Origin of the sequence: Mycobacterium sp. UM_WGJ, from assembly GCF_000455125.1 — a bacterium.
GTDB lineage: Bacteria > Actinomycetota > Actinomycetes > Mycobacteriales > Mycobacteriaceae > Mycobacterium.
In genome coordinates, this window is record NZ_AUWR01000053.1 from 1 (window position 1) to 22,447 (window position 22,447).

Below are 22,447 nucleotides of genomic sequence, written 5' to 3' on the forward strand. Positions count from 1 at the left end.
CCTCGACCGGGGCCGTCGCTCCTGGGAGCACAACCGCGCCAGGCGGTTCTCTCCGGCGACGATCCCGCGGCCGGGCAACTCATCGGCGATAAATCGGTATCCGAAAGCCGGGTCATCGGCATGGATGTCGCGAGCAGCGTTGATCAGGTGAGCATCATCCCAATCACGCTGGGTTAGTGGTTCTTTGCGCCACTTGTAGAACGCTTGGGTGGAACCCCAGGACCCGGCAGGTCACCGTGACGGGAATCCCGTCGCCGGCAAGGTCAAGGACCAGCAGGTACATCATTCTGGGTTGGCGTCCCGCGACAGGTAGCCCACCGCACGGCGCATCAACTCGGCTTCCTGCTCAAGGAGCTTGATCCGCTTGTGCGCCTCGCGCAGCTGCACCGACAGATCCTTGTCGGCAGATGCATATCCTGGTCGGTCGACACCCTCGTCTCGGTCGGCGATCTTGAGCCAGCGATGCAGGCAGGCCTCGGAGATCCCGAAGTCCTTCGCGATCTGGCGCAACGGCGCCTCGCCCTTGCGGGCCACTGCGATCACGTCAGCACGGAACTCGGCAGGAAACGGCTTCGGCACGAGATTGATCCTTCCAGCAAGGACGAATCCTCACAGATCAGGAGTCAACCAAACCGGGGGCAGTCCCCCCACGGTCGGTTGTCAGCTTCAACCGATGTCCTACGGGCGAGGGTATGCGGAGGCGCAATCCCGCTAGTGACGCTAGCGCGACGCGCCTAACGCAGATACGATGCCTCCGATGGAGGCCATCAGTAGCACGGACGCGAAGAACCAGCTCAACCGGCTTTTGAATGACGTCAAAGCCGGCGCGTCGTTCACCATCACCAGCCACGGCCAACCCGTCGCGCGGCTCGTACCTATCAGCGCTGTACCGCGCAGATTTGGCCAGTTACCCAGCCTGGTTGTATCAAGCGACTTCGATGACGCACTACCGGAAGCGGAGCTCGCGGCCTGGGAAGATGCCGAGGCGTGAACGTCCTGCTCGATACACATACTCTGCTGTGGCTGGTCAGCAAGCCTTCGAACGTAGACGCCGACACGCTCGCGATTTTGAGCGATCCGGGAACGTCGGTGTGGGTCAGCGCTGCCTCGGCATGGGAGATCGCGACCAAGACCAGGCTGGGCCGCCTCGACGGTGGAGCTCTGCTGTCGACCTGGACCGACGTCATAGCCGACATGAGCAGCACGGAACTAGCGATTGACTCCGCTGACGCGATCCTCGCCGGGCGACTTCCTTGGGAACACCGCGACCCGTTCGACCGCATCATCGTCGCCCAGGCGTTACGCCGCAATCTGACCATCGCCACCCGCGATATCAAGATCATCGATGCGGCGATCACACCAACCCTCAAGGCCTGAACCAGAACCAGCTCGATGGTGGCTCCAGGCCGCATCATCTCGCTAACCTCGATATGTGCCGGAGCCGCCGAACACCCCGCCCGCGCGAGAGGTCCTTCGCCCAGATCGAACCAGTTCCGACGGCGACGGTTCTCCCAGCCCGATCGTTCTCGACGTGGAGGGCTCCGGTGTCCAACCGCCGGTCACCCCTCGGGTGCGGAGGCTGTTCTGGCTACTGGAGCGATTCGCGCCCGCCATCGGGTCGCGCTGGGCGGTTGAACTGTGGTGCACTCCACCGGTCCTTGAGTCCAGCCTGCGCATGCCGCCCGGCGTCCCTCCTGGTCAACCGCTGGAAGCGCACTGGGACGGGCACCGGGTCGCGGGCGAATCCTGGGGCGAGGGGCCGCCGGTCTACCTTGTGCACGGCTGGGGCGGGCGGCGTCCGCACCTCGGCATGTTCATCAAACCCCTGGTCGAATCCGGGCACCGCGTTATCGCCTTCGACCTGCCCAGCCACAACGAGTCAGACCCGGGCGTACTGGCGCCCGGTCGCACCACAGCCATCGAGTGCGCCGAAGCGGTGGCAGCCATGATCCGGACACATGGGCCGGCCCGCGCGGTAGTCGCCCACTCCCTCGGGTGTAACGCGACCGCATTCGCGGCGTCGTGGGGCGCGACGGTCGGGAGGTTGGTGTTTCTCGCGCCGATGGGCGAGTTCCCGATCTACCTGGATCTGTTCGCCGCGCGCCACAACTTCGGCCGGCGGATACGCGCCGGTCTACATCGACGCCTGGAACGCCGTATCGGCATGCCGCTTGAGGACACCAATATGGTCCGGATCGCCGAGAACACCGATTACCCGCCGCTGCTGCTCATCCACGACCCCGATGACCCCGACACCCCCTATGTGACGAGCGAGAAGGTCGTCGCGTCCTGGCCAGGCGCACGCCTGATGACGACGGCGGGCCTCGGCCGGCTGGCACATTTCCGAATCTTGCGGCACCGACCGGCGATTCGCGCAGGAATCGAATTCATCGGTCCCGCATCGGAGTGAACAGCGCCTGACAGTAAGGCCACCCCTAGATGCTGTAGCGCCGCAACCGCTGCAACCGCCGCATGCCCGCGGCGGCCACTTTCTCGCCGGCGGGCCGCAGCGCTTCCTCGAGCCGCCCCCGAACCTCCGAGGTGTCCAGGTGCGTGCCAATCGCGACGAGGTGGCTGGCCCCGGAACTGGCAGGCGCGGTCACCACGTGCACCGACGTGCCGACGACGTTGACCAGGTAATGACGTTTGCCGATCGCGACTGTGCCCTTGATCCGGTAGACGCCCTGCGGCGGCTGCTCGAGCAGGTCGATGAGTGGCCCCGGGTCAACGGCGCCGTCGCCGACGACGGTGACCGAAGCGGCATGCACGTGGTCGTGGTGCTCGCCGGGAGCGTCGGCAGGCTCGTCGAGGAGCAGCTCCCGAAACGACATCTGCCCGGACTCGCCGCCGTCGCTGATGTCATAGAGCAACCGGGGATCCACGCGTCCGGCCATCGCACCCACCACGTGAGCGTGGGGATTGAGTTCGCGCACACGGGCTTCAACCCGAGCAAGGGCCTCTTCGCGGGCGTCTTCGGCGATCCGATCCAGCTTGTTGACCACGACCAGGGAGGCCACGCCGTAGCGCTGCGGCGGGGCCGACTCGGTATCGACTGTGTCGAAGTGTTCCGCTGCGTCGATGACGTCGACAACACCGCCGTGGCGTACCCGCTCCACCCCGCTGAACCGAATCACCCGCGAGACGTCCGCCGGCTCGGCCACCCCGCTCGCCTCGATGATGATCGCATCGAGCGACAGCTTCGGGTCGGCGAGCTTCTCCAGCGCCTCGTCCAGCCCGCCCTCATCCGGCAGATGGCAGATGCACCCACCGGCGATCGACACCGGCTCGTCAACCTGGCCCGTCACCAGGCCGGCATCCACGTTCAGTTCGCCGAAGTCGTTGATAATGACTCCGATTCGTGCGCCCGGCGCCCGCAGCACGTGGTTGAGCAGCGTGGTCTTGCCCGCCCCGAGGTACCCCGTCAGCGCGATGACGGGGATAGCGGGAGCGTTGCGATCGGCCACCCGGCCATTATTGCCAGGTGCACGCGGCCGGGTGTGACCACGGGGTAGAAGTTGGCCCGTCAGCTGCCGTACAGCTGCAGCGCCCGGCCGGTCACGGTGGCCACGTCGCCGCTGAGCCCCGCGATGGGCGGACCGCCGCGCTGATGGATCACGTTGGCGAGCACGATCACGTAGGTGTCCGAACCCGGGTCGATCCACAGCGTCACTCCGGTGAAGCCGGTGTGCCCGAAGCTGCCGATCGGAAAAATCATCCCGCGCGGCCGGGAGTGCGGCGTATCGATATCCCAGCCGAGACCGCGAAGATCCTGTCCGTCGATCGCCGGATAGTTCACGGCGAGCAGCGGATCGGCCCGGTTGGGTGTCGCTGCATTCGTCTGTTGTGCGGCGGCGTTCGCGGCCACCAGCTGGGTGGCGTTGTGGCCGGGTTGCTGGGGCGTGGTCATCAATTCCAGGGTGGATTGCCGCAACGGAAACGGGCTCGGGCGCCCGGCGAGCCGATCAAGCAGGGCCTGGGCGTACCTGCCGATATCGGAGGCGGTCGAGAACACTCCGGCGCTGCCGGCCACCCCTCCCATGCGGCGTGCGGTCGGGTCGTTCACCGTGCCGCGCAGCAGTTGATCGAAGTCGGGGTTGAGCCCGGGGGTGTCTTCGTCATGCGCCGTCGGCGCGATGCGGGCCAGCAGGTCGGTGCGCCAGCTGCCCACCGGGCACTCGTCGTCCCGGGATGCGTTCGGGTCCAATGCAATGGCGGTACCGCGGATCTGGTGTGGGCCACAGGCTTTGGCGGCAGGCAGGTAGCGAGTGTCGGTCATGCCCAGCGGCACAAAGACGTTGTTCTGCACGTAGGCGTCCAACGGTTGGCCGGTCATCGTCTCGACCAGCACACCCAGGATGATGAAGCCGATGTCCGAGTAGTGGAATAGCTCGCCGGGGCCGAACTCCAGCGGTGCGGTCAGTGCCCGATGAACACCGCCGGCCTTGTCGGCCTCGGTCAGGCCCCACGGGCCCTGGTGGCTCAGATCGCCCCCGATGCCCGAGGTGTGGGTGAGCAACATGCGCAACGTCACCTGGGCGCGTCGCGGGTCGTTGGTCTCGTTGAACTCCGGCAGGTAGGTCTGGATGGGTTCGTCGATTCCGACCCGGCCCTGCTCGTACAACTGCAGGACTGCGACGGTCGTCGCGAGGCACTTCGTCAACGACGCGATGTCGAAGATGGTGTCCTCGGTCATCGGCTCGGCCGGCGCGGGCAAGCCGTCGAGAGCGGGTTCGTCTGCGAGCCTGCGCGCGCCGAACGCCTGGCTGAAGGCGATCGTGCCGGCGTGCCCGATCCGGACTACCGCACCCGGCAGCCGGGGAACCGCGATCGCGTCGTTCAGCAGCGCAGAGATCGGCGCGACCAGCTCCCCGCGGGGCAGGTAGGGCGCATCGTCACGAGGTAGGGCAGGTGCCGCGGTGGAGGGGGTGCCGGCCGGCGGCGGCGGAGGCAGCGGGTGGCCGCACGACGGCGCGGCCGCAAGCACGAGCGCGACGCTTCCCACGGTGCAGGCCCGGGTGATGCGCGTTCGCGACAGTGGCACAGCATCGACGGTAACCAGCTGCCACGAGGGCGACGAGGGCCGGTTAGACCTCCGTCGGGAACCAGTAGTCGAGGGTCTGCTCCACTCCGCCCCAGTCGATACCCAGCCAGTCACCGAAGAAGTCCTCGATGTTGCCGAAGGCGCTGTAGAACGACGCCACCAGCGAGTAGAAGATGCCCTCCCACCAGCCGCTGTCCACCAGCCCGTGCGCCCAGGCGTTGAGCCAGGTGCTGAACGGATCGAAGTCGCCGGAGATTCCGACGTTGGTGATCAGACCGTCGGTGGTGACGCTCTGGTCGGCGACCTGATCCGGGGTCAGCCCCAGATACATCATGTGCTCCCACAACAGGCCGAGGGCCGACGGCGACGAGGCGTCGGCCACCGGGTCGCCGGGCACCGAATAGACGGTGGTGGTGAACGCGTTGTTGGGTGTCAGGAAGCCGTTCAACAACCCGTCCACCGATGACGGATCCGCTTCTCGTTCGGACCACGCGCCGCCCTCTCCGGCCGGGTTGCCGATGAACACGAAGTGCAGGGCGTCGGGATCGACACCGTCGTGGGCCAACTGGGCCATCGCGATGGAACCGGCCGTGGCGCCCTGCGAGTAGCCGAAGATCCAGAGCGGATTGTCAGCGTTGTAGGCATCCGGGTTGGCCTGGAGTTCGGCCTGCACCGCCCGAACGATCTCGGCGGCACCGACGAAGCTGCTGTGGCCCTGCTGAATCAGCGCCGGGGTGGACAGCACGCGCAGCGGGGCGTCACATATACCGACGCCCACCACGCAGGAGTCCAAGTCGTCACCGCCGTCGAAACCCAGCGGCTGCAGGAACAGGTCAGCGGCGGTTTGGGCGAAGCTCGGCGAGGGCGTCGACAGGGTCGTGGGGCCCACGAAGAACGCGGTGCCCGACAGCAGGCTGACGTCGATGTGCGCGGCGTGGGTCACCGGGGCGGCCAGCACCCCTCCGGCCACGGTTCCGGCGATCGCGATCGGGGCGAAGACCTTGGTCAGCATCAGTGGGCGTCCTTCCGCAACGGGCCACCCCGCAGCTAAAAATCACACGAGTAAATCCAAAGGTGAACCTGAGGGCGATCATCGCAGGGGCTCCCAAGCGGAGTCAATGGCTGCGCTGTGGTCAGTGTCGTGGCCCAGCCGCAGGTGAATCGCGCAGCGGTGACATATCGGGCAGCGGCCTGCTGCAGATCTGGTGGGCTTCCTCGGGGCTCATGCCGAAGGTGGTCAACAGGTGTTCGGTGGCCGCATCGACGGTGGCTTCGGGATCGCGGTCGGGCCGTTGGCTCAGCAGCGTCCCCAGTCCGACGAACACGCCCCCGGCCAGGGCCAGTCCCAATTCGGGGTCCGACAGCGTGAACCGGCCCTGCTCGATCGCCGCGGTGATATCGCGCAACGCCCGCGGGGACAGGCCGCGGTCGGACAGGATCATCGTGGAGCTGTTGGCCAGCAGCAGCGCGGCCTCCTGGGGGCGCAGCCGAAACAGTCGGCCGCTGAGGCGGTAGTTGGCGGCGAAGGCCTCGGCCGGGTCTGCGATATCGGAGGTGAAGGTGTCGAGCAGGGCCCCGATGCTGTCGAGCGCGTCGGTCACCGCGGCCGCGAACAGCTCTTCTTTGCTGTCGAAATGGTTGTAAAAGGAGCCCATGCCGACGTCGGCGGCCTGGGTGATCTCCAGGACGGGCACGGCGAGCCTGCCGTCTGCGATAAAGCCTTGAGCTGCGCGGATCAACGCGGTACGGGTCCGCAGTTTGCGTCGTTCGAGCCGGTTGGCCGGACCAGCCTCGGGCTGGTCACCGTTGCGCTCGGCCACATCCATGCCTGCAGATTATCAGCCAACTCAGTTCTGAGGAATTCGTCAAAACATTTGACTGAAGCTTTGGTCGTATGTGACGATTTCGTCAGTTGATCCGGAAGGCGGTGGCGCGACGTGCCGAAGACGGGCGAGCCGTGGGCCGACGGCCATAAAGATCTGCACAGCGAGCAGGGCTCGGTTCGCGGCGAGCATCCCGGTCGCGCCCGCGACCCGCTCATCCGGGTGGTCGACATCGCCTGGCTGGAATTCGACAAGCCGGACCTGGCCCGCGCCGAGGCGTTCGCCCGGGCCTTCGGGTTCGGCATCGCCCACCGCGACCCCGCACAGGTGCAGCTGCGCGGCACCAGTCCCGGCGCGCCCTGCGTATTCGTGCGCCGCGGGCCGCACACGCGCTTCGCCGGGTATGCACTGCGCGCCGCCGACGAAGCCGACGTCGCGCGGCTGGCTGACAAGACCGGTGCTCCGCTGCGGCAGCTGCCGGAATCCATCGGTGGCGTCGCGGTACAGCTGACCGACCCCAGCGGCACCGCCGTCAAGGTGGTGGCCGGCATGCACGTCCTCCCGGCTCAGCCCAGCCAAGATCCGCCGCTCGCCAACATCGGGAGCACCCAGAGGCGGATCAACGCCGGAGTGCGTCCGCTGCGTGTTCCTGCCCGGGTGCAGCGCCTGGGCCACATCGTCTTGCAGTCCACTACCTATCTGCGGACGCTGAACTGGTACCTGGAGACGCTGGGCATGATCGTCAGTGACTTCCAGTTCTTCCCGGGGCAGCGTGAGCGCGGGCCGGCCATGAGCTTCATCCGCTGCGACCGCGGCACCATCCCCGCCGACCACCACACCCTGGCCCTGGCGCTGGGTCCGGAGAATCGCTACGTGCACTCGGCCTATGAAGTCGCCGACCTGGACGCGCTGGCCGCCGGCGGCGAATACCTGCGTGAGCGAGGCTATTTCCGGTCCTGGGGGATCGGCCGCCACATCCAGGGCAGCCAGATCTTCGACTACTGGCGCGACCCCGACGGGTTTCTGGTCGAGCACTACGCCGACGGCGACGTCTTCGACAACACCGTGGAACCGGGCTGGGCGCCCTTCACCGCATCCGGACTTGCCCAATGGGGGCCACCGGCCACCAAAGACTTTCTCGATGCGAGTCCCCGGGCGGCAGGCCGCCAGGCGACCGCCATGCTCACCGCCCTACGGCGCGACAACGAATTCGACCTCAACCGCCTCATCGGCCTGCTGAAAGTAGCTGTCTCATGACCATTTCCGTCCTGCGTACCTCCGAGGCCTGGTGGGTGCAGACCCCTACGGGTGCTGCCAAGATCGCCACCACGGCCACAACCACCGCCGAGCTGCTCGCCGACCGGCCCGCCATCGACGCGGCCGCAGCATCCGGCGGCACCGTCGCGGTCGACGAACTGCAGCTGCTGGCGCCGGTGACGGCACCGTGCCGTGTGGTGGCCCAGATGACCAACTTCGAGTCGCACGTCACCGATGCGGGCATGGACCCCAAGACGGTGCCACTGACGTTCTTCCGGAAATCCTCTGCCTCACTGACCGATCCCTACGGTGAGATCGTGCGTCCGTCGCACGTGACACTGCTGGACTACGAGGTCGAGATCGGTCTGGTGATCGGCCGCGACATCCCAGTCGGAATCCAGATCACCGATGCCAACCTGGCCGACTACGTGGCCGGGCTGGTCATCACCAACGACGTCTCCGCGCGCGACATCCAGCTGCCGCAGACCCAGTTCTACGAAGCCAAGTCGTACCCGACCTTCACACCCGTGGGGCCGGCACTGGTCCTCGTCGACGCCGCCGAGCTGGCGCGCTTCGGTGACCTGCGCCTGCGGTTGAGCGTCAACGGTGACCAGCGCCAGAACGGATTGGTCGAAGGCGACATGCTGTACCGCCCCCTGCAGGCCCTGCAGTCGCTGACGCGCTTCCAAGACCTGGCCACCGGAGACCTCATCTTGACCGGCACCCCGGTGGGCACCGCGCTCAGTGCACCCCCCAAGCCGATCGAGATCATCGGCAACCTGCTGCCCCCGGCGGTCAAGTGGAAGGCCTTCTTCGCCCGGCAGGCCAAGAACCCCAAGTACCTGCAGCACGGTGATGTCGTCGAGGCCACCATCGCCACCGACGACGGCGCCATCGACCTGGGGGCGCAGCGTCTGACGGTGCGGCACACATGATCTGCGGGTTGCGATGACGCCGGCCGAACACGTCGCGGTTGCGGTGGTCGGCGGCGGGCCTACCGGAGTCACCGCCGCCACGCTGCTGGCGCAGTACGGCATAGACACACTGGTGCTCGACCGATGGCCACAGGTCTACCCACAGCCCCGGGCCGTGCATCTGGACGACGAGGTCTACCGCATCCTGGCGCGCCTGGGTGTCGCGGACGCCTTCGCCGCGATCACCCGCCCGGCCAAAGGGCTGCGGCTGGTGGATCGTCAGCAGACGGTGCTGGCCGAGTTCAGCCGGGACACCTCACTGACCCGCAACGGATTTCCGGCGGCGAACATGTTCGACCAGCCCGCGCTGGAAGAGCTGTTGCGGGACAACCTCACTCGCCTGCCGAAGGTGCGGTTGCGCGGCGAAACCGACGTATTTGCCGTCACCGGGGGCGCCGACGGCGTCGAACTGAGCGTCCGCGACCGGGTGACGGGCGGCGAGTCGCGGATCACCGCCGATTACGTGTTGGGCTGCGACGGCGCCAACAGCACCGTGCGCTCGGCCATCGGGACGACCATGCGCAGCCTGCGGTTCGCTCAACGGTGGCTGGTGATCGACGTCGGTTGCACGCGGGACCTGCGCCAGTGGGAAGGGGTGCACCAGGTCTGCGACAGCCGGCGTGCCGGCACCTACATGCGGATCGGCCCGAACCGGTATCGCTGGGAATTCGCGCTGGCCGAACAGGAATCGGTGGACGACTACGCCACGCTGGCGGCGCTGCGGCCGTTGATCGCGCCGTGGACGCGCGACATCGCCGACGCCGACCTGCAATTGCTGCGGGTCGCTGAATACACCTTTCGTGCCCAGATCGCCGACCGGTGGAGATTGGGGAGGGTGTTCTTGCTCGGCGACGCCGCGCATCTGACCCCACCGTTCATCGGTCAGGGGATGGGTGCTGGCCTGCGCGACGCCCTGAATCTGGCCTGGAAGATCGCAGGGCACCACCGTGCAGGTCTGCCGGCGAGCGTGTTGGACAGCTACGAAGCCGAACGCTCCCGCCACACAAGGCAGATGATCTCGCTGGCGCTCAACGTCGGACGCGCCATGACCGCCGGCGGCGAACTCGGAACCCTGGTGCGGCGACTGGTGGTGCCGAGGGTGCATCTGCTGCCCGGGCTGCGTGAGAAGATCACCGACTCCCAGACCCCGCCGCTGCCAGCTTCGGCGATGGTGCGACGGACCGTGCGCACCCGCCGCCTCGCCGGTCGGCTGTGCCCCAATCCGGTGCTTGCCACCGGGCGGCGCCTCGATGAGGAGCTGGGGCGGGGATTCGGTGTGCTGACCACCCAGCCGCTGGACCCGGATCAGCAGGGCATTGTCGACGGCCGGGGCGCGCGGGCGGTGCTCGCCGCGCCGGGCACGGAGCTGGCCTGCTGGCTGGGCCACCACCGCGTAACCGCCGCGTTGGTGCGTCCCGACGGCACCGTCATGATGGCCGGCCGCGATCTGTCAGCGCTGTGCCGGGCACTGCCGTGGTTCGTCTTCGACTCGCCGGCTCAGACTCCGGCGAATGCGGAGTGCCATGAGTAGGAACCGGACTGTGTTCGCTCGACCCACCGAGGTTCCGGTGTACCCGCGCAGCATCTACAGTCGGTCGGCGATCTTGGAGCCGTACAAGCATTACCGGGCGCTGCGCGATCTCGGCCCGGTGGTCTGGCTGGCGTGTCACCGGCTCTATGCCGTACCTCGGTATGTCCAGTGCAAGGCCGTCCTGCGCAACGACACCCTCTACCTGTCGGGCCACGGCGTCGCCGCCAACGCTCCCACCAACCGCTTCTCCAGGGGCACCACCCTTAACAGCGACGGCGCCGAGCATGACCGGCGCCGCAAACTCGTCGCCCACCAGATGATGCCCCGCGCCTTGCGTGCTCTCAGTGACAGCGTCGATCAGCGGGCGCAGAGGCTCGTCGAGGACGCGGTGAGACGCGGCAGTATCGACGCGGTCACCGATCTGGCCACCGCCCTGCCGCTCGCGTTGGTTCCCGATCTGGTGGGCTGGCCCACCGACCAACGCGAACATCTGCTCGATTGGGCCGCAGCTACCTTCGATGTGCTCGGGCCGCTTAACTGGCAAGGCGCCAAGGCGATTCCACGCAGCCTGCAGATGCTGCGCTTCGCACGCCGCATCGCTCGCAGCCGTGACGTGCTGCCGGGCAGCATGGCCGCCCACCTGCTCAGCGCGGTAGATGACGGTATCCTGAGCTTTGACGAGGTGCCGCCACTGCTCGTCGACTACATCGCACCGTCGCTGGACACCACAATCAGCGCCATCTCCAGTGCGGTCCACCTCCTGGCTACCCATCCTGACCAGTGGGCGCTGCTCAAAGCGGACCCGTCGTTGATCCCCCATGCGCTCAACGAGATAGTGCGCTTCGAATCACCGTTGCGGGCCTTCACCCGGAAAGTAGCCAGAAGTCACGAGATCGCCGACGTGACGATCCCGGCAGGTGCCCGGGTACTGGTGATGTACGCGTCGGCCAACCGCGATGAACGCGAATGGCGAAGCCCTGACGTCTTTGACATTCGGAACGACGCGGGCCGGCACGTCGGGTTCGGCAATGGCGCGCATGCGTGTGCCGGCCAAGGCCTTGCCCGGATGGAGGCCACGGCCCTGCTCAAGGCCCTGATCGACCAGGTCGACCGCATCGAGGCGACCGGCGAGCCGACTTGGGCGGTCAACAACATCATTCGTCGTCATCAGCATCTGCCGGTACGGCTCCTGCCGGCCTGAGGTGCCTCGCCTACCCGGTTCGCGCGCTGCGCGTTGACGGCCAGGCGCGATGCTGCCATGATCGCCGCGGCTGTCTTTCATGTTTTTATGAGGATTTACCTAGGTGTCTCAGGGAGCGCGGATGGACCCCAAGAAAGCTCTGGCGCCGCTTGCTGCCGCAAGCGTGATCGCGGCCGGTGTCGTCGGAACCCCGGTCGTCCAAACGGCGCACGCGCGCCAAGTAGCCCTGCTGGCGGACACCGCGATCTTCGTGGGCGGGACCATGTTGACCACGCCGTCGGCGCAGTTCGCCCACACCGCGGCCGATCTGTTCCTGCGGCCGCTGGGCTTCGACGTCGGCGACGACGCGAGCGTGTGCGTGATCGGCTCCGCCGGCTGCGATTCTGCGCTTCAGGTGCTGACCACCCCGCAACTCATCCTGCAGGGGCACAGCAGTTTCGCCGGGGCGGCACTGATCGTCCAGGCCGTGGAGGCCGAATTTGCCGCCAACCCCGGCGCCTACGACGAAGAGCACCCGCTGTGGGTCTTCGGCTACTCGCAGGGCGCCACCGCCGGCTCGATCGCGATGGCCCAATTGGCCCATAACGATGTCATCCCGTCGGGGGCGTTGCACTTCGTTTTCATCGGTGATCCGTCCAGTACGACCGGCGTGTGGTCGGATCCCTCCGGCGCCACCAACACCTCCGACCTGTACCCACTGCTGAACGGCTTCCATACCCCCAACGACGCCTTCACCACCACGATCTACGAGTTCCCCGGTGACCCCGTTGCCGACTACGCGTCGAACTCCATGCTCGGCTTGCTCTGGGAGCACGTCATGTACTTGGGCCTAACGCCGGAAGAGGTCGCCAACCACACCTTCAGCACCGACGGGTTGATCACCAACATCGACCTCTCCGGTGATATCGACGAGTTCAGCACCTGGATCAGTGCGCTGACAAGCGGCGGCTTGATCGAAAGTGGTGTGTTCGTAGGACTGTTCAACTCGATCGTGGAGATGATCTACAACGCTTTCGGCAAGATCGAGGAGTTCTTCACCGACTGGATGGGCATCGACTGGGGAGGTGTCGAGGAGACTCTCGACTACTGGTTCCCGTTGGTCTGATCCGATCCCGGCTTCGCCGGCTCCCCTTGACAATCTACAACCAATCGGTTGTACGATTATCGGGTGATCACGCTCGACGACGACCGGGTGGACGCCCTGTTCCACGCACTTGCCGACCGCACTCGGCGTGACATCATGCGCCGGGTGCTGGCCGGAGAGCACTCGGTCTCCGACCTCGCGGTGAAGTACCAGATGAGTTTCGCCGCGGTGCAGAAGCACGTCGCCGTGTTGGAGAAGTCCGGCCTGCTCACCAAGCGCCGCAGCGGCCGCGAGCAGTTGGCCCGCGGTGACGTCGCCGCGGTGCGGTCGGTGGCGGCCATGCTCACCGAGTTGGAACAGGTTTGGCGTGGTCGCATCGCCCGTATCGACGAACTCATCTCGTCCGAGGAGACCTAGGAGGTCCGCACCATGCCTGTGATCGACGTGCAACACGACATCAACGCCTTGACCTTGACCATCACCGCCGACTTCGCCGCGCCGGTGCAACGAATCTGGCAGATCTACGCCGACCCACGCCAGCTGGAAAAGGTCTGGGGTCCACCGACATTCCCCGCGACCGTGGTCGACCACGACCTCACCCCCGGCGGACGCACGAACTACTTCATGACCGGTCCCGACGGTGAGAAGTACGCCGGCTACTGGCAGATCATCGCCGTCGACGAGCCGCGGAGCTTCACCTTCGACGACGGCTTCGCCGATCTGGACTTCAACCCGGATCCCGGGATGCCGACCTCCAGGAACGTCTACACCTTCGTCGAGCACGACGGTGGAACCCGCGCGACGTATACGAGCACATTCGCGTCAGCCGAGGACCTACAGAAGGTGCTGGACATGGGTGTCGTCGAAGGTTCCACATCGGCGCTGAACCAGATCGACGCCCTGGTCGCGTCCTGAACCACGGCCTCGGAACCGGCCGACGCGTTTGATCCGGCGCAGGAGCGGCAATCCCAGGTATTCGTGCGGCTGCAGCGGGCCGCAAGGACGGCAAGGATCCCGCCATGGCCTTCGACCTCACGCCGACCACGGCGCAGCACGACCTGGCCCGTCGCGCCCATCAGTTCGCCGAGTCAGTCATTCGGCCGGTCGCGCTCGACTATGACCAGCGCCAAGACTTTCCGTGGCCGGTGCTCGAAGAGGCTGCCGCGCAGGGCTTCTACAGCCCGCTGTTCTACCGTGACCTGATCGGCGACTCGACAGGGTTGTCGTTGCCGATGTTCATGGAAGAGCTGTTCTGGGGCTGCGCCGGAATCGGGCTGGCGATCGTGATGCCGGCGCTGGCCCTCTCGGCGATCGGACAGGCCGCCACTGCCGAACAGATGCTGCAATGGGCGCCGGAATGCTTCGGCACGCCAGGAGATCTCAAACTCGCGGCGCTGGCGATATCGGAGCCGGAAGGTGGTAGCGACGTTCGCAACCTGCGCACCACCGCCCGCCGCGACGGCGACGACTGGATCATCGACGGCCACAAGATGTGGATCGGCAACGGCGGTATCGCGAACGTGCACGTGGTCAACGCCGTCGTCGACCCGGACCTGGGCCACCGCGGCCAGGCATTGTTCATCGTGCCGGGTGGCACGCCCGGGCTGGAATTGGTCCGCAAACTCGACAAGCTGGGATGCCGGGCTTCCCACACCGCCGAACTGCGTTTCGACCACGTCCGTATCCCGTCGGAGAACCTGCTCGGCGGCGCGGAAAAACTCGAGCACAAACTCGCCAAGGCCCGTGAAATCCTTGCCGGAGCGACGCCCTCGGGCTCCGCGACCCTGGGGACCTTCGAGCAGACCCGGCCGATGGTCGCCGCGCAGGCCATCGGCATCGCCCGTGCCGCACTGGAGTACGCGACCGACTACGCCACCCGCCGGGAGGCCTTCGGCGGCCCGATCATCGACAACCAGGGCATCGCGTTTCCACTGGCCGAGCTGGCCACGACGATCGACGCGGCACGGTTGCTGACCTGGCGGGCGTCCTGGATGGCGGCCAACGGAATCGGATTCAGCCGCGGCGAGGGGTCGATGGCCAAGCTGGCCGCGAGCGAGGTCGCTGTCCGTGCTACCGAGCGGGCTATCCAAACCCTGGGCGGCTGGGGCTACATCACCGACCATCCGGTGGAGAAGTGGTACCGAGACGCCAAGCTGTACACCATCTTCGAAGGCACCAGCGAGATCCAGCGGATGGTGATCGCACAGGCGTTGGGCGCCGCCGTCGGCACGCCGCCGCTGCACGTCGAGATCGAGCCGTCCGGCGGACCGTTGAACCGGATGTTCGGTCGCGGCACCCCGCTGCGCACCCGGGCCGCCGCCGGCGCGCTGGCGATGCAGGACCGCATCCCCGCACCGGTGCTGCGCGTCGCGATGAAGGTTCTGCGTCCGCCCAGATGAGCAGCCGGTGTCGTTACCGCGAGCCCGAAGGCATGGGCCGAAACACCTGTAACGCGCGATAGCACGCGGTGAATTCGGCTTCGGCGCAGGCGGTGTCGACCTCGCCGTCGTGGGCGATCGGCACCGGTCCGTCGACTGCGGTGAACTGGAACTGCGGAACTCGCAACTCGTGGTAGAGCCGACTGCGTTGCAGCCGTCCGGTCAACAGCGCCGCTAGGATTCGCAGCGTGGACAACGGTCGGCCGGTTTCCAGGATCCGCACATCCAACAGCCCGTCGTCCATCCGGTGTCGTACGGCCGGCGCGAAGCCGTCGGGCTGATACGCCGAGTTGCCGAGGAAGAACAGCGACGTCTGCAGGGTCTTGTTGTCGTAGCAGATGCGCACCGGCCGTTCACGACGCAGGGTCATCAGCATGGCGTAGGCACTGGCGACGGGCTTGCCGAGCTTGCCCTGCAACCTTTCTCGGCGTCGGACGAACGTCGGGTAGGCACCGATGCTTGCCGTGTTGATCACGGTGGTGTCGTCGTTGAATCGCACCACGTCCACCCGCGACAAGCTGCCGTCGGCAATAGCCCGGATGGTCTTTGCGGTGCTGTCGCAGCCGATGTCCTTGGCGAAGTGGTTCAGCGTGCCGCCGGGAAACACCGCCAGCGGCAGGTCGCGTTCCAACGCCACGTGTGCTGCGGTCGCGACCGAGCCGTCGCCGCCGGCGATCGCGAGTACCTCGGCCGAATCGGCGGCGCGGCGCAATGATTCGGCCAAGTCGTCGTCGGGGCAGACTTCGACGACGGTGATGGCCGGCAGGGCTTCGCGCACCTGCGCGGCGACCTCTCCCGCGCGCCCGGCGCCGGACTCGGGATTGACCACCAAGGTCACGCCGTTGCCGTCGGGACGCGCGGGGGAGGGGACTCGCAGAGCCGCGGTGTGCGGCGCGGGCGGGGAGGCTATCGGCGGCACCAGCTTTGCCCCGACCACCGCGATCGACGCACCGATGCCCAGTCCCGCGAGTACGTCCCCGGGATAGTGGACGCCGGTGGCGATCCGGGACAGGCCGACCAAACCGGCCAGCCCCGCGACAGGCAGTCCCAGCAGCGGGTTCTCCAGGCCGACCCCGGCCGCGAAGGCCGCCGCACTCGCGGAGTGCCCGGATGGCAGCGAGTTGGACAGCGGGAGCCGGCGGGCGCGGCGCAGCAGGGGCACCAGCAGGATGTTGGGGCGCGCCCGTGGTCGGATCCGTTTGACCACTTGGTTGGTCACCAGGCTGGTCAGTGCGAGGCTGGCCACTCCGCGTGCGGCGGCGCGCTGGGTCGCCGGGCCGCCCGTGGCGGCCATGGCGGCGGCCAGCGCCAGCCACAGTTTGGAATGGTCGGCGGCGCGGGTCAGCACCGGCATGGTCGTGTCGAGCAGGCGGCTGGGCGATTGTGCGATCGCCTCGAACACCTCGGCGTCGAGGTCGGCTAGGCCTTCGGTGACCTGACGCAGCCCGGAACGGCGGCGCGGCAGGGGCGCCATCGGTAGTTGACCCACGGCAAAGATTCCTCCGTCCAGCGGCGCCACCGCCGGCGCCGAATGGCTCTCCTATACCCGTTTGACGGTGGGGAGACTCCCCGCCACCACGGTCCATGAGAAACTCTCATCGTTTTCTCCGGTTCGTGCGCAGGCCCCTCGGCGCGAGCGCTCACAGCACCGGTGATCGAGAGGAACCGACTGTGAACGAGCGACCTGGCGCAGTACTGGAGCAGCAAAGCGGAGTGGGCGCCGACCCGGGCCTGGGGTGGCGGGCCACCACCGCACCGGCCGCTTTCGCCCCGGACGACATCGCCGACATCATCGGCCACGTACGCCACCCCGTTCATGTGGTGCGCGAAGCGGCCACCGGGATGCTGGGCGTGGCCCTGGGCGGCGCGGTGGTCGGCGCCGGGGAATCGGACTTGTCCCTGGTGGGGACCCTGCCCGCGATCTACCCCGAGTGGCTCGGTGACCGCGAATTCTGCGAGGCGCACGGCGTCCGCTTCCCCTATGTCACCGGTGCGATGGCCAACGGCATCGCGACGCCGGCGCTGGTCATCGCGATGGCCGAGGCCGGAATGATGGGCTTCTTCGGTGCGGGCGGGCTCTCCTACGAGGCGGTGGAGCGGGGGCTGGCCGAGATTCAGGCGGCTTTGGCCGGCCGGCCCGGTCTCGCCTGGGGAGCCAACCTGATCCACTCGCCCAATGAGGCCTCCCTGGAGACACGCGTCGCCGAGTTGTTCATCGCGCGCGGCGTTCCCGTCGTCGAGGCGTCGGCATTCATGAAGCTGACCCCCGCGGTGGTGCACTACGCACTGTCGGGACTGGACACCGATCCGGCCGGCAACATCGTGCGCCGCAATCACGTGATGGCCAAGGTGTCGCGGCCCGAGGTGGCGCGCATGTTCATGGAGCCGGCGCCGGCGGCGCTGGTGTCCGCATTGGTGGCGGCCGGAAAGCTGACCCAGCGCGAAGCCGACCTGTCTCGGTATGTTCCGGTGGCCGAGGACATCACCGTCGAATCCGACAGCGGCGGGCATACCGACAACCGCCCGCTGCCGGCGCTTTTCTCCGAGATCGTCATGCTGCGCGACTCGCTGGCCCAGCAGCACCAGCTGAACTGCCGGGTGCGGGTGGGTGCTGCGGGCGGCCTGGGCGCACCGCAGGCCGTCGCCGGCGCCTTCGCGATGGGCGCGGCCTACGTGCTGACCGGGACCGTCAACCAGGCCTGCGTGGAGTCGGGCCTTTCAGCGCCCGGGCGCGCCATGCTCGCCAAGGCCGGCATCGCGGACGTCATGATGGCCCCCGCCTCGGACATGTTCGAAATGGGCGTCAACCTGCAGGTACTCAAACGGGGAACGATGTTCGCCCCGCGCGGCAAGAAGCTCTACGAGTGGTACGCGGGCAACCCCGACCTGGCCAGCGTGGTCGCCAAGCACGGCCCCGAGCTGGAGAAGATCCTGGGCACCACCGTCGCCGAGGTATGGGCGGACACTCAGCGGTACTGGCAACTGCGTGACCCGGCGGTCCTCGAACTCGCCTCCAGGGACCCGAAATACCAGATGGCACTGGTCTTCCGCTGGTATCTGGGGCAGTCGAGCCGGTGGGCTATCAGCGGCATCCCCGAGCGCGTGCTGGATTACCAGATCTGGTGCGGCCCGGCCATGGGCGCGTTCAACAGCTGGGTGGCGGGCAGCCACCTGGAGCTGTGTGAGAACCGCCAGGCTGTCCAGGTGGCGCTTAACTTGCTCGAAGGTGCCGCCCACGTAACCCGCGCCAGCGCGGCCCGCTCCTGCGGGGTGCCGGTGCCGGCCAGAGCATTCGCCTACAGCCCGCGGCCGCTGGCGGTCTGACGCTGCCGTCAAATACGCTGGAAAGGGATGTTCTAGCTGTTCAGTGGCTTACCGGCATAACATTTCGGCGGACGACTGTAATGCATGGGGCAGTCTGGGGCGGACATCTTCGATGTGTGATGACTGCAACACTCTGATATGGTCCCGGCAACACTCGGCCGAAAATGAATCAAAATTCTTATCTATACCCCATGTCATTGACGGCAAAACTTAGGTATTCAATGCTTTTTGTCAAGGTCGCTCTTAAGGAGACCCGTGGTAGCCAAACATCCACCTGTCGCGGTAGTCGGCGTCAGCGCGCTGTTTCCCGGGTCTGAAGAAGCCGAGCGGTTCTGGCGCAACATCGTCGAGGGCGCGGACCTGTTCTCCGACGTGCCGGAGTCGCACTGGCGGATCGACGACTATTTCGACGCAGATCCTCACACGCCCGACAAGGTATACGCCCGTCGCGGCGGGTTCCTGCCCCCCGTGGACTTCTCGCCGATGGATTTCGGCATTCCGCCGAACGTGCTGCCCGCGACCGACACCGCTCAGTTGCTGGCGCTGCGGGTCGCGCAGCAAGTGCTGGAGGACTACGCTGGCGGCGACATCTCCAGCATCGACCGGGAACGGGTCAGCGTGGTGCTGGGCTCCTCCGGCGGCACCGAGATGTCCGGCTACATGAGCGGTCGCCTGCATCGGCCGATCTGGGAACGAGGCCTGCGCGCCGCAGGCCTCTCCGACAACGAGCTGACCGCGTTCAGCGAGCGCGTCGCCTCGAGCTACACCCCGTGGCAGGAGAACACCTTCCCGGGTCTGCTCGGCAACGTCATCGCCGGACGCATCGCCAACCGCTTCGACCTTGGCGGAACGAACTGCGTTGTCGACGCCGCATGCGCCAGTTCGCTGGCCGCGATCGAGATCGCGCTGCACGAGCTGTACCTGCGTGAGGCCGACATGGTGATCGCGGGGGGCGTCGACGCCTTCAACGACATCTTCATGTTCATGTGCTTCGCCAAGGTGACCGCGTTGTCGCGCACCGGCGACTGCCGCCCGTTCTCCGACCAGTCGGACGGCACGATGCTCGGCGAGGGGCTGTCCATGCTGGCGCTCAAGCGCCTCGACGACGCGGAGCGCGACGGCGACCGGATCTACGCCGTGATCCGCGGCATCGGTACCTCCTCGGATGGCCGGGCCAAGAGCATCTACGCACCCAGCCCGGATGGTCAGGCCAAGGCCCTGCGTCGCGCGTACGAGGCCGCCGGCTACGGGCCGGAGACGGTCGGCCTCGTCGAAGCCCATGGAACCGGCACCAAAGCCGGCGACGTCGCCGAGTTCACCGCCCTGCGCCGGGTGTTCGACGAGTCAGGCCGGGCCGACCGTCAATGGTGCGCCGTCGGCTCGGTCAAGTCCCAGGTCGGGCACACCAAGGGCGCGGCCGGAGCCTGCGGCCTGTTCAAGACCGTGATGGCGCTCCACCACAAGGTCCTCCCGCCGACCATCAAGATCGACCGGCCCAACCCCGGGCTCGAGATCGAATCGTCGCCCTTCTACCTGTCGACGCAGACCAAGCCGTGGATCGCCGACCAGAACGTGCCGCGCCGCGCGTCGGTCAGCGCGTTCGGCTTCGGCGGTACGAACTTCCACATCACGCTCGAGGAGTACGCCGGCGCCGGGAAGCATGCACCGCGCTACCGCTCCTGGGACTCCGAGCTGGTGGTCCTCGGTGCGGAATCCGCGGCCGCGCTGGCCGCTCAGGCTGGGGAGCTGGCCGCCTCGCTGGTCGACTCACCGGACATGCTGGGCTACCTCGCGCACAGCACGCAATCGGCGTACGACGCCAGCCGCCCGCACCGCCTCGCCGTCGTCGCCAACAGTGTCGAAGCCCTGCGCACGATGCTCGGGGAAGCCGCTGCGAAGCTTCAAACCCCCAGCGGTGACACGTCGTTCAGCTCACCCAAGGGCTACTACTACTCCTGCCGGCCAGCCGGACCGGTCGCGCTGCTGTTCCCCGGGCAGGGCAGCCAGTACGTCGGGATGGGTGCCGACCTCCCGCAACTCTATGAACCCGCTTTGGCGCCTTGGGAACTCGCGCGTGCCGACCTACTCAACGCCGACCGCGACCTGCACGAGGTCGTCTGGCCCAAGACGGCGTTCAGTGAGGAAGACCGCGCGGCTCAGGCCGCCGAGCTGACCAGGACCGAGTGGGCGCAGCCGGGCATCGGTGCGCACAGCCTGAGCCTGCTGTCGGTCGTGCGCTCGCTGGGCATCGCGCCGGTCGCCGTCGGTGGGCACAGCTTCGGCGAGGTCAGCGCGCTGTGCGCCGCAGGGGTGATCAGCGACGACGTCGCGTTGCTCATCGCCCGCGCGCGTGGTGCGCTGATGGCCCAGGCCGCCGCCAGCAGTGACGGAGCGATGTGCGCCGTGACCGCCCCCGCCGAGCAGGTCGGCAGGCTGCTTGGCGAGTGGGGCCTGTCGGTGGTCATTGCTAACCACAACGCCCCCAACCAGGTTGTGCTCTCGGGCGACAGTGCGGCGATCGCCGACGCCGCGCAGCGGTTCAGCGCTGCGGGTATGAATGCGCGACTCCTCGATGTCGCCACCGCCTTCCACTCCGAGATTGTCAGTTCGGCAGCGGCTCCGTTCGCCTCGTATCTGGCGGGCATTCCGTTCGGCGTGCCGCAGGTGCCCGTCTACGCCAACGCAACGGCTCAGCCGTACGTCGGCAGCGCCGAGCAGATGCAGGCCACGCTGGCTAACCAGATCGCGCAACCCGTGCGGTTCGTCGAGCAGGTTCAGGCGATGTGGTCGGCCGGCGCCCGGACTTTTGTCGAGGTCGGGCCCGGCAGCGTGCTCTCCAACCTGGTCGGCAAGTGCCTGACCGGCCAGGACCACGTCGCGGTCTCCCTCGATGCCAAGGGCAGGAATGGGATTCGGTCGCTGTGGATGGGTCTGGCCCAGCTGGTGGCCGCCGGCGTTCCGATGAACTTCGAAGCCCTGTGGGCCGACTACCGCCACGGTGACGACCCGCGAGCCCGTCCGGCGCCCAAGCTGACGATGAAGCTCAGCGGCACCAACTTCGGCCGTCCAGACCTCAACGACGAGCCGCTACAGCGGCCCGCTGAAGAATTTGAGACATCCACCCCCCGCAGTGACCACAACGGCCACGCGACCGTATCGGAGCCCACAATGACAGCAGCTCATCCAAACGTTCCCGCGGCGAACGGGTCGCCGGCGCACGTCCCGGCGCACGTCCCGGTGCCGGTTCAGCCCGCCGCCGTCCCGGTGCCGGTTCAGCCCGCCGCCGTCCCGATGGTGACCTCGCCCCTGATGTCGGGTCCCGGCGCCGAGATGGTGACGCACATGGTCGGTGCGCTGGGCAGCATGCAGCAGACCATCGCCCACCTGCAGGGCCTGCTGCAGACCCTGGTCTCCAGCACCGGGATGACGCCGATGCCGGTCACCCAGTTGGCCTTTCCCGCCGCAACCACGGTGGTGCCGGCTCAGCCCGTAGCTTCGTATGGCGTGGCGGCCACTCCGGCTCCGCCCGTGGCCCCGCCGCCCGCGCCGGCCATGCCCGCGCCGCCTGCGGCTCCGCCGGCCCCGGTCAGCGCCCCGCCCGCGCCGGTACCCGCAGCCCCGACGCCGGTGGCCGCTCCTGCTGCTGTCGCGACGATGCCCGCGCCGCCCGCGCCGGCTCCTGTTGCTGCCGCTCCGGTTGCGGTGGCTGTAGCGCCCGCGCCGGCCGCTGCGGTAGCCGTTGCGCCGGCCCCGGCCCCGGCTCCGGCCGCGGCG

General features: G+C 67.5%; 18 protein-coding genes and 1 pseudogene. 13 read left to right on the plus strand and 6 right to left on the minus strand.

Annotation, left to right across the window (positions count from 1 at the left end; translation table 11 throughout):
- Positions 1–579 (minus strand): annotated as a pseudogene (locus N416_RS23320) (IS3 family transposase); the annotation flags it as partial.
- Positions 580–757: 178 nt separating this feature from the next.
- Between N416_RS23320 and N416_RS0115725 the strand changes: the two are divergent.
- The 3 genes from N416_RS0115725 to N416_RS0115735 all read left to right on the plus strand — a co-directional run bounded on the left by N416_RS0115725 (position 758) and on the right by N416_RS0115735 (position 2,410).
- A complete protein-coding gene (locus N416_RS0115725) occupies positions 758–991 on the plus strand; it encodes a type II toxin-antitoxin system Phd/YefM family antitoxin (protein WP_024443058.1) in 234 nt (77 codons plus the stop codon).
- Positions 988–1,377 carry a type II toxin-antitoxin system VapC family toxin gene (locus N416_RS0115730; RefSeq protein ID WP_024443059.1) on the plus strand — a complete coding sequence of 130 codons (390 nt, stop codon included), beginning with the start codon at positions 988–990 and terminating at the stop codon, positions 1,375–1,377. Before N416_RS0115725 ends, N416_RS0115730 begins: the two co-directional genes overlap by 4 nt.
- 142 nt (positions 1,378–1,519) lie before the next feature.
- Positions 1,520–2,410 carry an alpha/beta fold hydrolase gene (locus N416_RS0115735; protein WP_046189044.1) on the plus strand — a complete coding sequence of 297 codons (891 nt, stop codon included), beginning with the start codon at positions 1,520–1,522 and terminating at the stop codon, positions 2,408–2,410.
- A gap of 25 nt (positions 2,411–2,435) precedes the next feature.
- On the opposite strand, the gene N416_RS0115740 is transcribed toward N416_RS0115735, so the two are convergent.
- The 4 genes from N416_RS0115740 to N416_RS0115755 all read right to left on the minus strand — a co-directional run bounded on the left by N416_RS0115740 (position 2,436) and on the right by N416_RS0115755 (position 6,867).
- Positions 2,436–3,464, minus strand: a complete 1,029-nt coding sequence (locus tag N416_RS0115740) for a GTP-binding protein (protein ID WP_024443061.1) — start codon at positions 3,462–3,464, stop codon at positions 2,436–2,438.
- A gap of 59 nt (positions 3,465–3,523) precedes the next feature.
- The gene (locus tag N416_RS0115745; protein ID WP_024443062.1) at positions 3,524–5,041 is read right to left on the minus strand and encodes a serine hydrolase; all 1,518 of its coding nucleotides are present in this window, start codon (positions 5,039–5,041) and stop codon (positions 3,524–3,526) included.
- Positions 5,042–5,084: 43 nt separating this feature from the next.
- A complete protein-coding gene (locus N416_RS0115750) occupies positions 5,085–6,053 on the minus strand; it encodes a PE-PPE domain-containing protein (RefSeq protein ID WP_036458228.1) in 969 nt (322 codons plus the stop codon).
- Positions 6,054–6,174: 121 nt separating this feature from the next.
- Complete coding sequence (locus N416_RS0115755) at positions 6,175–6,867, minus strand: TetR/AcrR family transcriptional regulator (protein WP_024443064.1); 693 nt, start codon at positions 6,865–6,867, stop codon at positions 6,175–6,177.
- Between the two features lie 111 nt (positions 6,868–6,978).
- Here N416_RS0115755 and N416_RS0115760 point away from each other — a divergent pair, with 111 nt between their 5' ends.
- The 8 genes from N416_RS0115760 to N416_RS0115795 all read left to right on the plus strand — a co-directional run bounded on the left by N416_RS0115760 (position 6,979) and on the right by N416_RS0115795 (position 15,310).
- Positions 6,979–8,121 carry a VOC family protein gene (locus N416_RS0115760; protein WP_024443065.1) on the plus strand — a complete coding sequence of 381 codons (1,143 nt, stop codon included), beginning with the start codon at positions 6,979–6,981 and terminating at the stop codon, positions 8,119–8,121.
- Entirely contained in the window at positions 8,118–9,056 is a 939-nt protein-coding gene (locus N416_RS0115765; protein ID WP_024443066.1) for a fumarylacetoacetate hydrolase family protein, read from the plus strand. The genes N416_RS0115760 and N416_RS0115765 overlap by 4 nt, the downstream gene beginning before the upstream one ends.
- A 13-nt stretch (positions 9,057–9,069) precedes the next feature.
- Positions 9,070–10,626, plus strand: a complete 1,557-nt coding sequence (locus tag N416_RS0115770; RefSeq protein WP_024443067.1) for a bifunctional 3-(3-hydroxy-phenyl)propionate/3-hydroxycinnamic acid hydroxylase — start codon at positions 9,070–9,072, stop codon at positions 10,624–10,626.
- Between the two features lie 10 nt (positions 10,627–10,636).
- Positions 10,637–11,827, plus strand: coding sequence for a cytochrome P450 (locus N416_RS0115775; RefSeq protein ID WP_024443068.1), 1,191 nt, complete (start codon positions 10,637–10,639; stop codon positions 11,825–11,827).
- Positions 11,828–11,948: 121 nt separating this feature from the next.
- The gene (locus N416_RS0115780; RefSeq protein ID WP_024443069.1) at positions 11,949–12,932 is read left to right on the plus strand and encodes a PE-PPE domain-containing protein; all 984 of its coding nucleotides are present in this window, start codon (positions 11,949–11,951) and stop codon (positions 12,930–12,932) included.
- A 63-nt stretch (positions 12,933–12,995) separates the two neighbouring features.
- Positions 12,996–13,328, plus strand: a complete 333-nt coding sequence (locus N416_RS21760; protein WP_036458234.1) for a helix-turn-helix transcriptional regulator — start codon at positions 12,996–12,998, stop codon at positions 13,326–13,328.
- A gap of 12 nt (positions 13,329–13,340) precedes the next feature.
- Complete coding sequence (locus N416_RS0115790; RefSeq protein WP_024443074.1) at positions 13,341–13,826, plus strand: SRPBCC domain-containing protein; 486 nt, start codon at positions 13,341–13,343, stop codon at positions 13,824–13,826.
- Between the two features lie 104 nt (positions 13,827–13,930).
- Positions 13,931–15,310: an acyl-CoA dehydrogenase family protein gene (locus N416_RS0115795; RefSeq protein ID WP_024443070.1), complete on the plus strand. Its 1,380-nt coding sequence runs from the start codon at positions 13,931–13,933 to the stop codon at positions 15,308–15,310.
- Between the two features lie 13 nt (positions 15,311–15,323).
- Here N416_RS0115795 and N416_RS0115800 read toward each other — a convergent pair whose 3' ends face one another.
- Positions 15,324–16,823 carry a bifunctional phosphatase PAP2/diacylglycerol kinase family protein gene (locus N416_RS0115800; protein ID WP_024443071.1) on the minus strand — a complete coding sequence of 500 codons (1,500 nt, stop codon included), beginning with the start codon at positions 16,821–16,823 and terminating at the stop codon, positions 15,324–15,326.
- 197 nt (positions 16,824–17,020) lie between these two features.
- Here N416_RS0115800 and N416_RS0115805 point away from each other — a divergent pair, with 197 nt between their 5' ends.
- Complete coding sequence (locus tag N416_RS0115805) at positions 17,021–18,673, plus strand: PfaD family polyunsaturated fatty acid/polyketide biosynthesis protein (RefSeq protein ID WP_231384328.1); 1,653 nt, start codon at positions 17,021–17,023, stop codon at positions 18,671–18,673.
- A gap of 255 nt (positions 18,674–18,928) precedes the next feature.
- Positions 18,929–22,447, plus strand: a 3,519-nt coding sequence (locus N416_RS0115810; protein ID WP_024443073.1) for a type I polyketide synthase, incomplete at its 3' end; no start/stop codon positions are given.

Excerpts from the sequence above, each read along its gene's own strand:
- N416_RS0115725 (WP_024443058.1), top strand. The coding sequence starts at position 758 with ATGGAGGCCATCAGTAGCACGGACGCGAAGAACCAGCTCAACCGGCTT.
- N416_RS0115750 (WP_036458228.1), bottom strand. The coding sequence starts at position 6,053 with ATGCTGACCAAGGTCTTCGCCCCGATCGCGATCGCCGGAACCGTGGCC.
- N416_RS0115755 (WP_024443064.1), bottom strand. The coding sequence starts at position 6,867 with ATGGATGTGGCCGAGCGCAACGGTGACCAGCCCGAGGCTGGTCCGGCC.
- N416_RS0115765 (WP_024443066.1), top strand. The coding sequence starts at position 8,118 with ATGACCATTTCCGTCCTGCGTACCTCCGAGGCCTGGTGGGTGCAGACC.
- N416_RS0115770 (WP_024443067.1), top strand. The coding sequence starts at position 9,070 with ATGACGCCGGCCGAACACGTCGCGGTTGCGGTGGTCGGCGGCGGGCCT.
- N416_RS0115780 (WP_024443069.1), top strand. The coding sequence starts at position 11,949 with ATGGACCCCAAGAAAGCTCTGGCGCCGCTTGCTGCCGCAAGCGTGATC.
- N416_RS0115790 (WP_024443074.1), top strand. The coding sequence starts at position 13,341 with ATGCCTGTGATCGACGTGCAACACGACATCAACGCCTTGACCTTGACC.
- N416_RS0115795 (WP_024443070.1), top strand. The coding sequence starts at position 13,931 with ATGGCCTTCGACCTCACGCCGACCACGGCGCAGCACGACCTGGCCCGT.
- N416_RS0115800 (WP_024443071.1), bottom strand. The coding sequence starts at position 16,823 with ATGGCGCCCCTGCCGCGCCGCCGTTCCGGGCTGCGTCAGGTCACCGAA.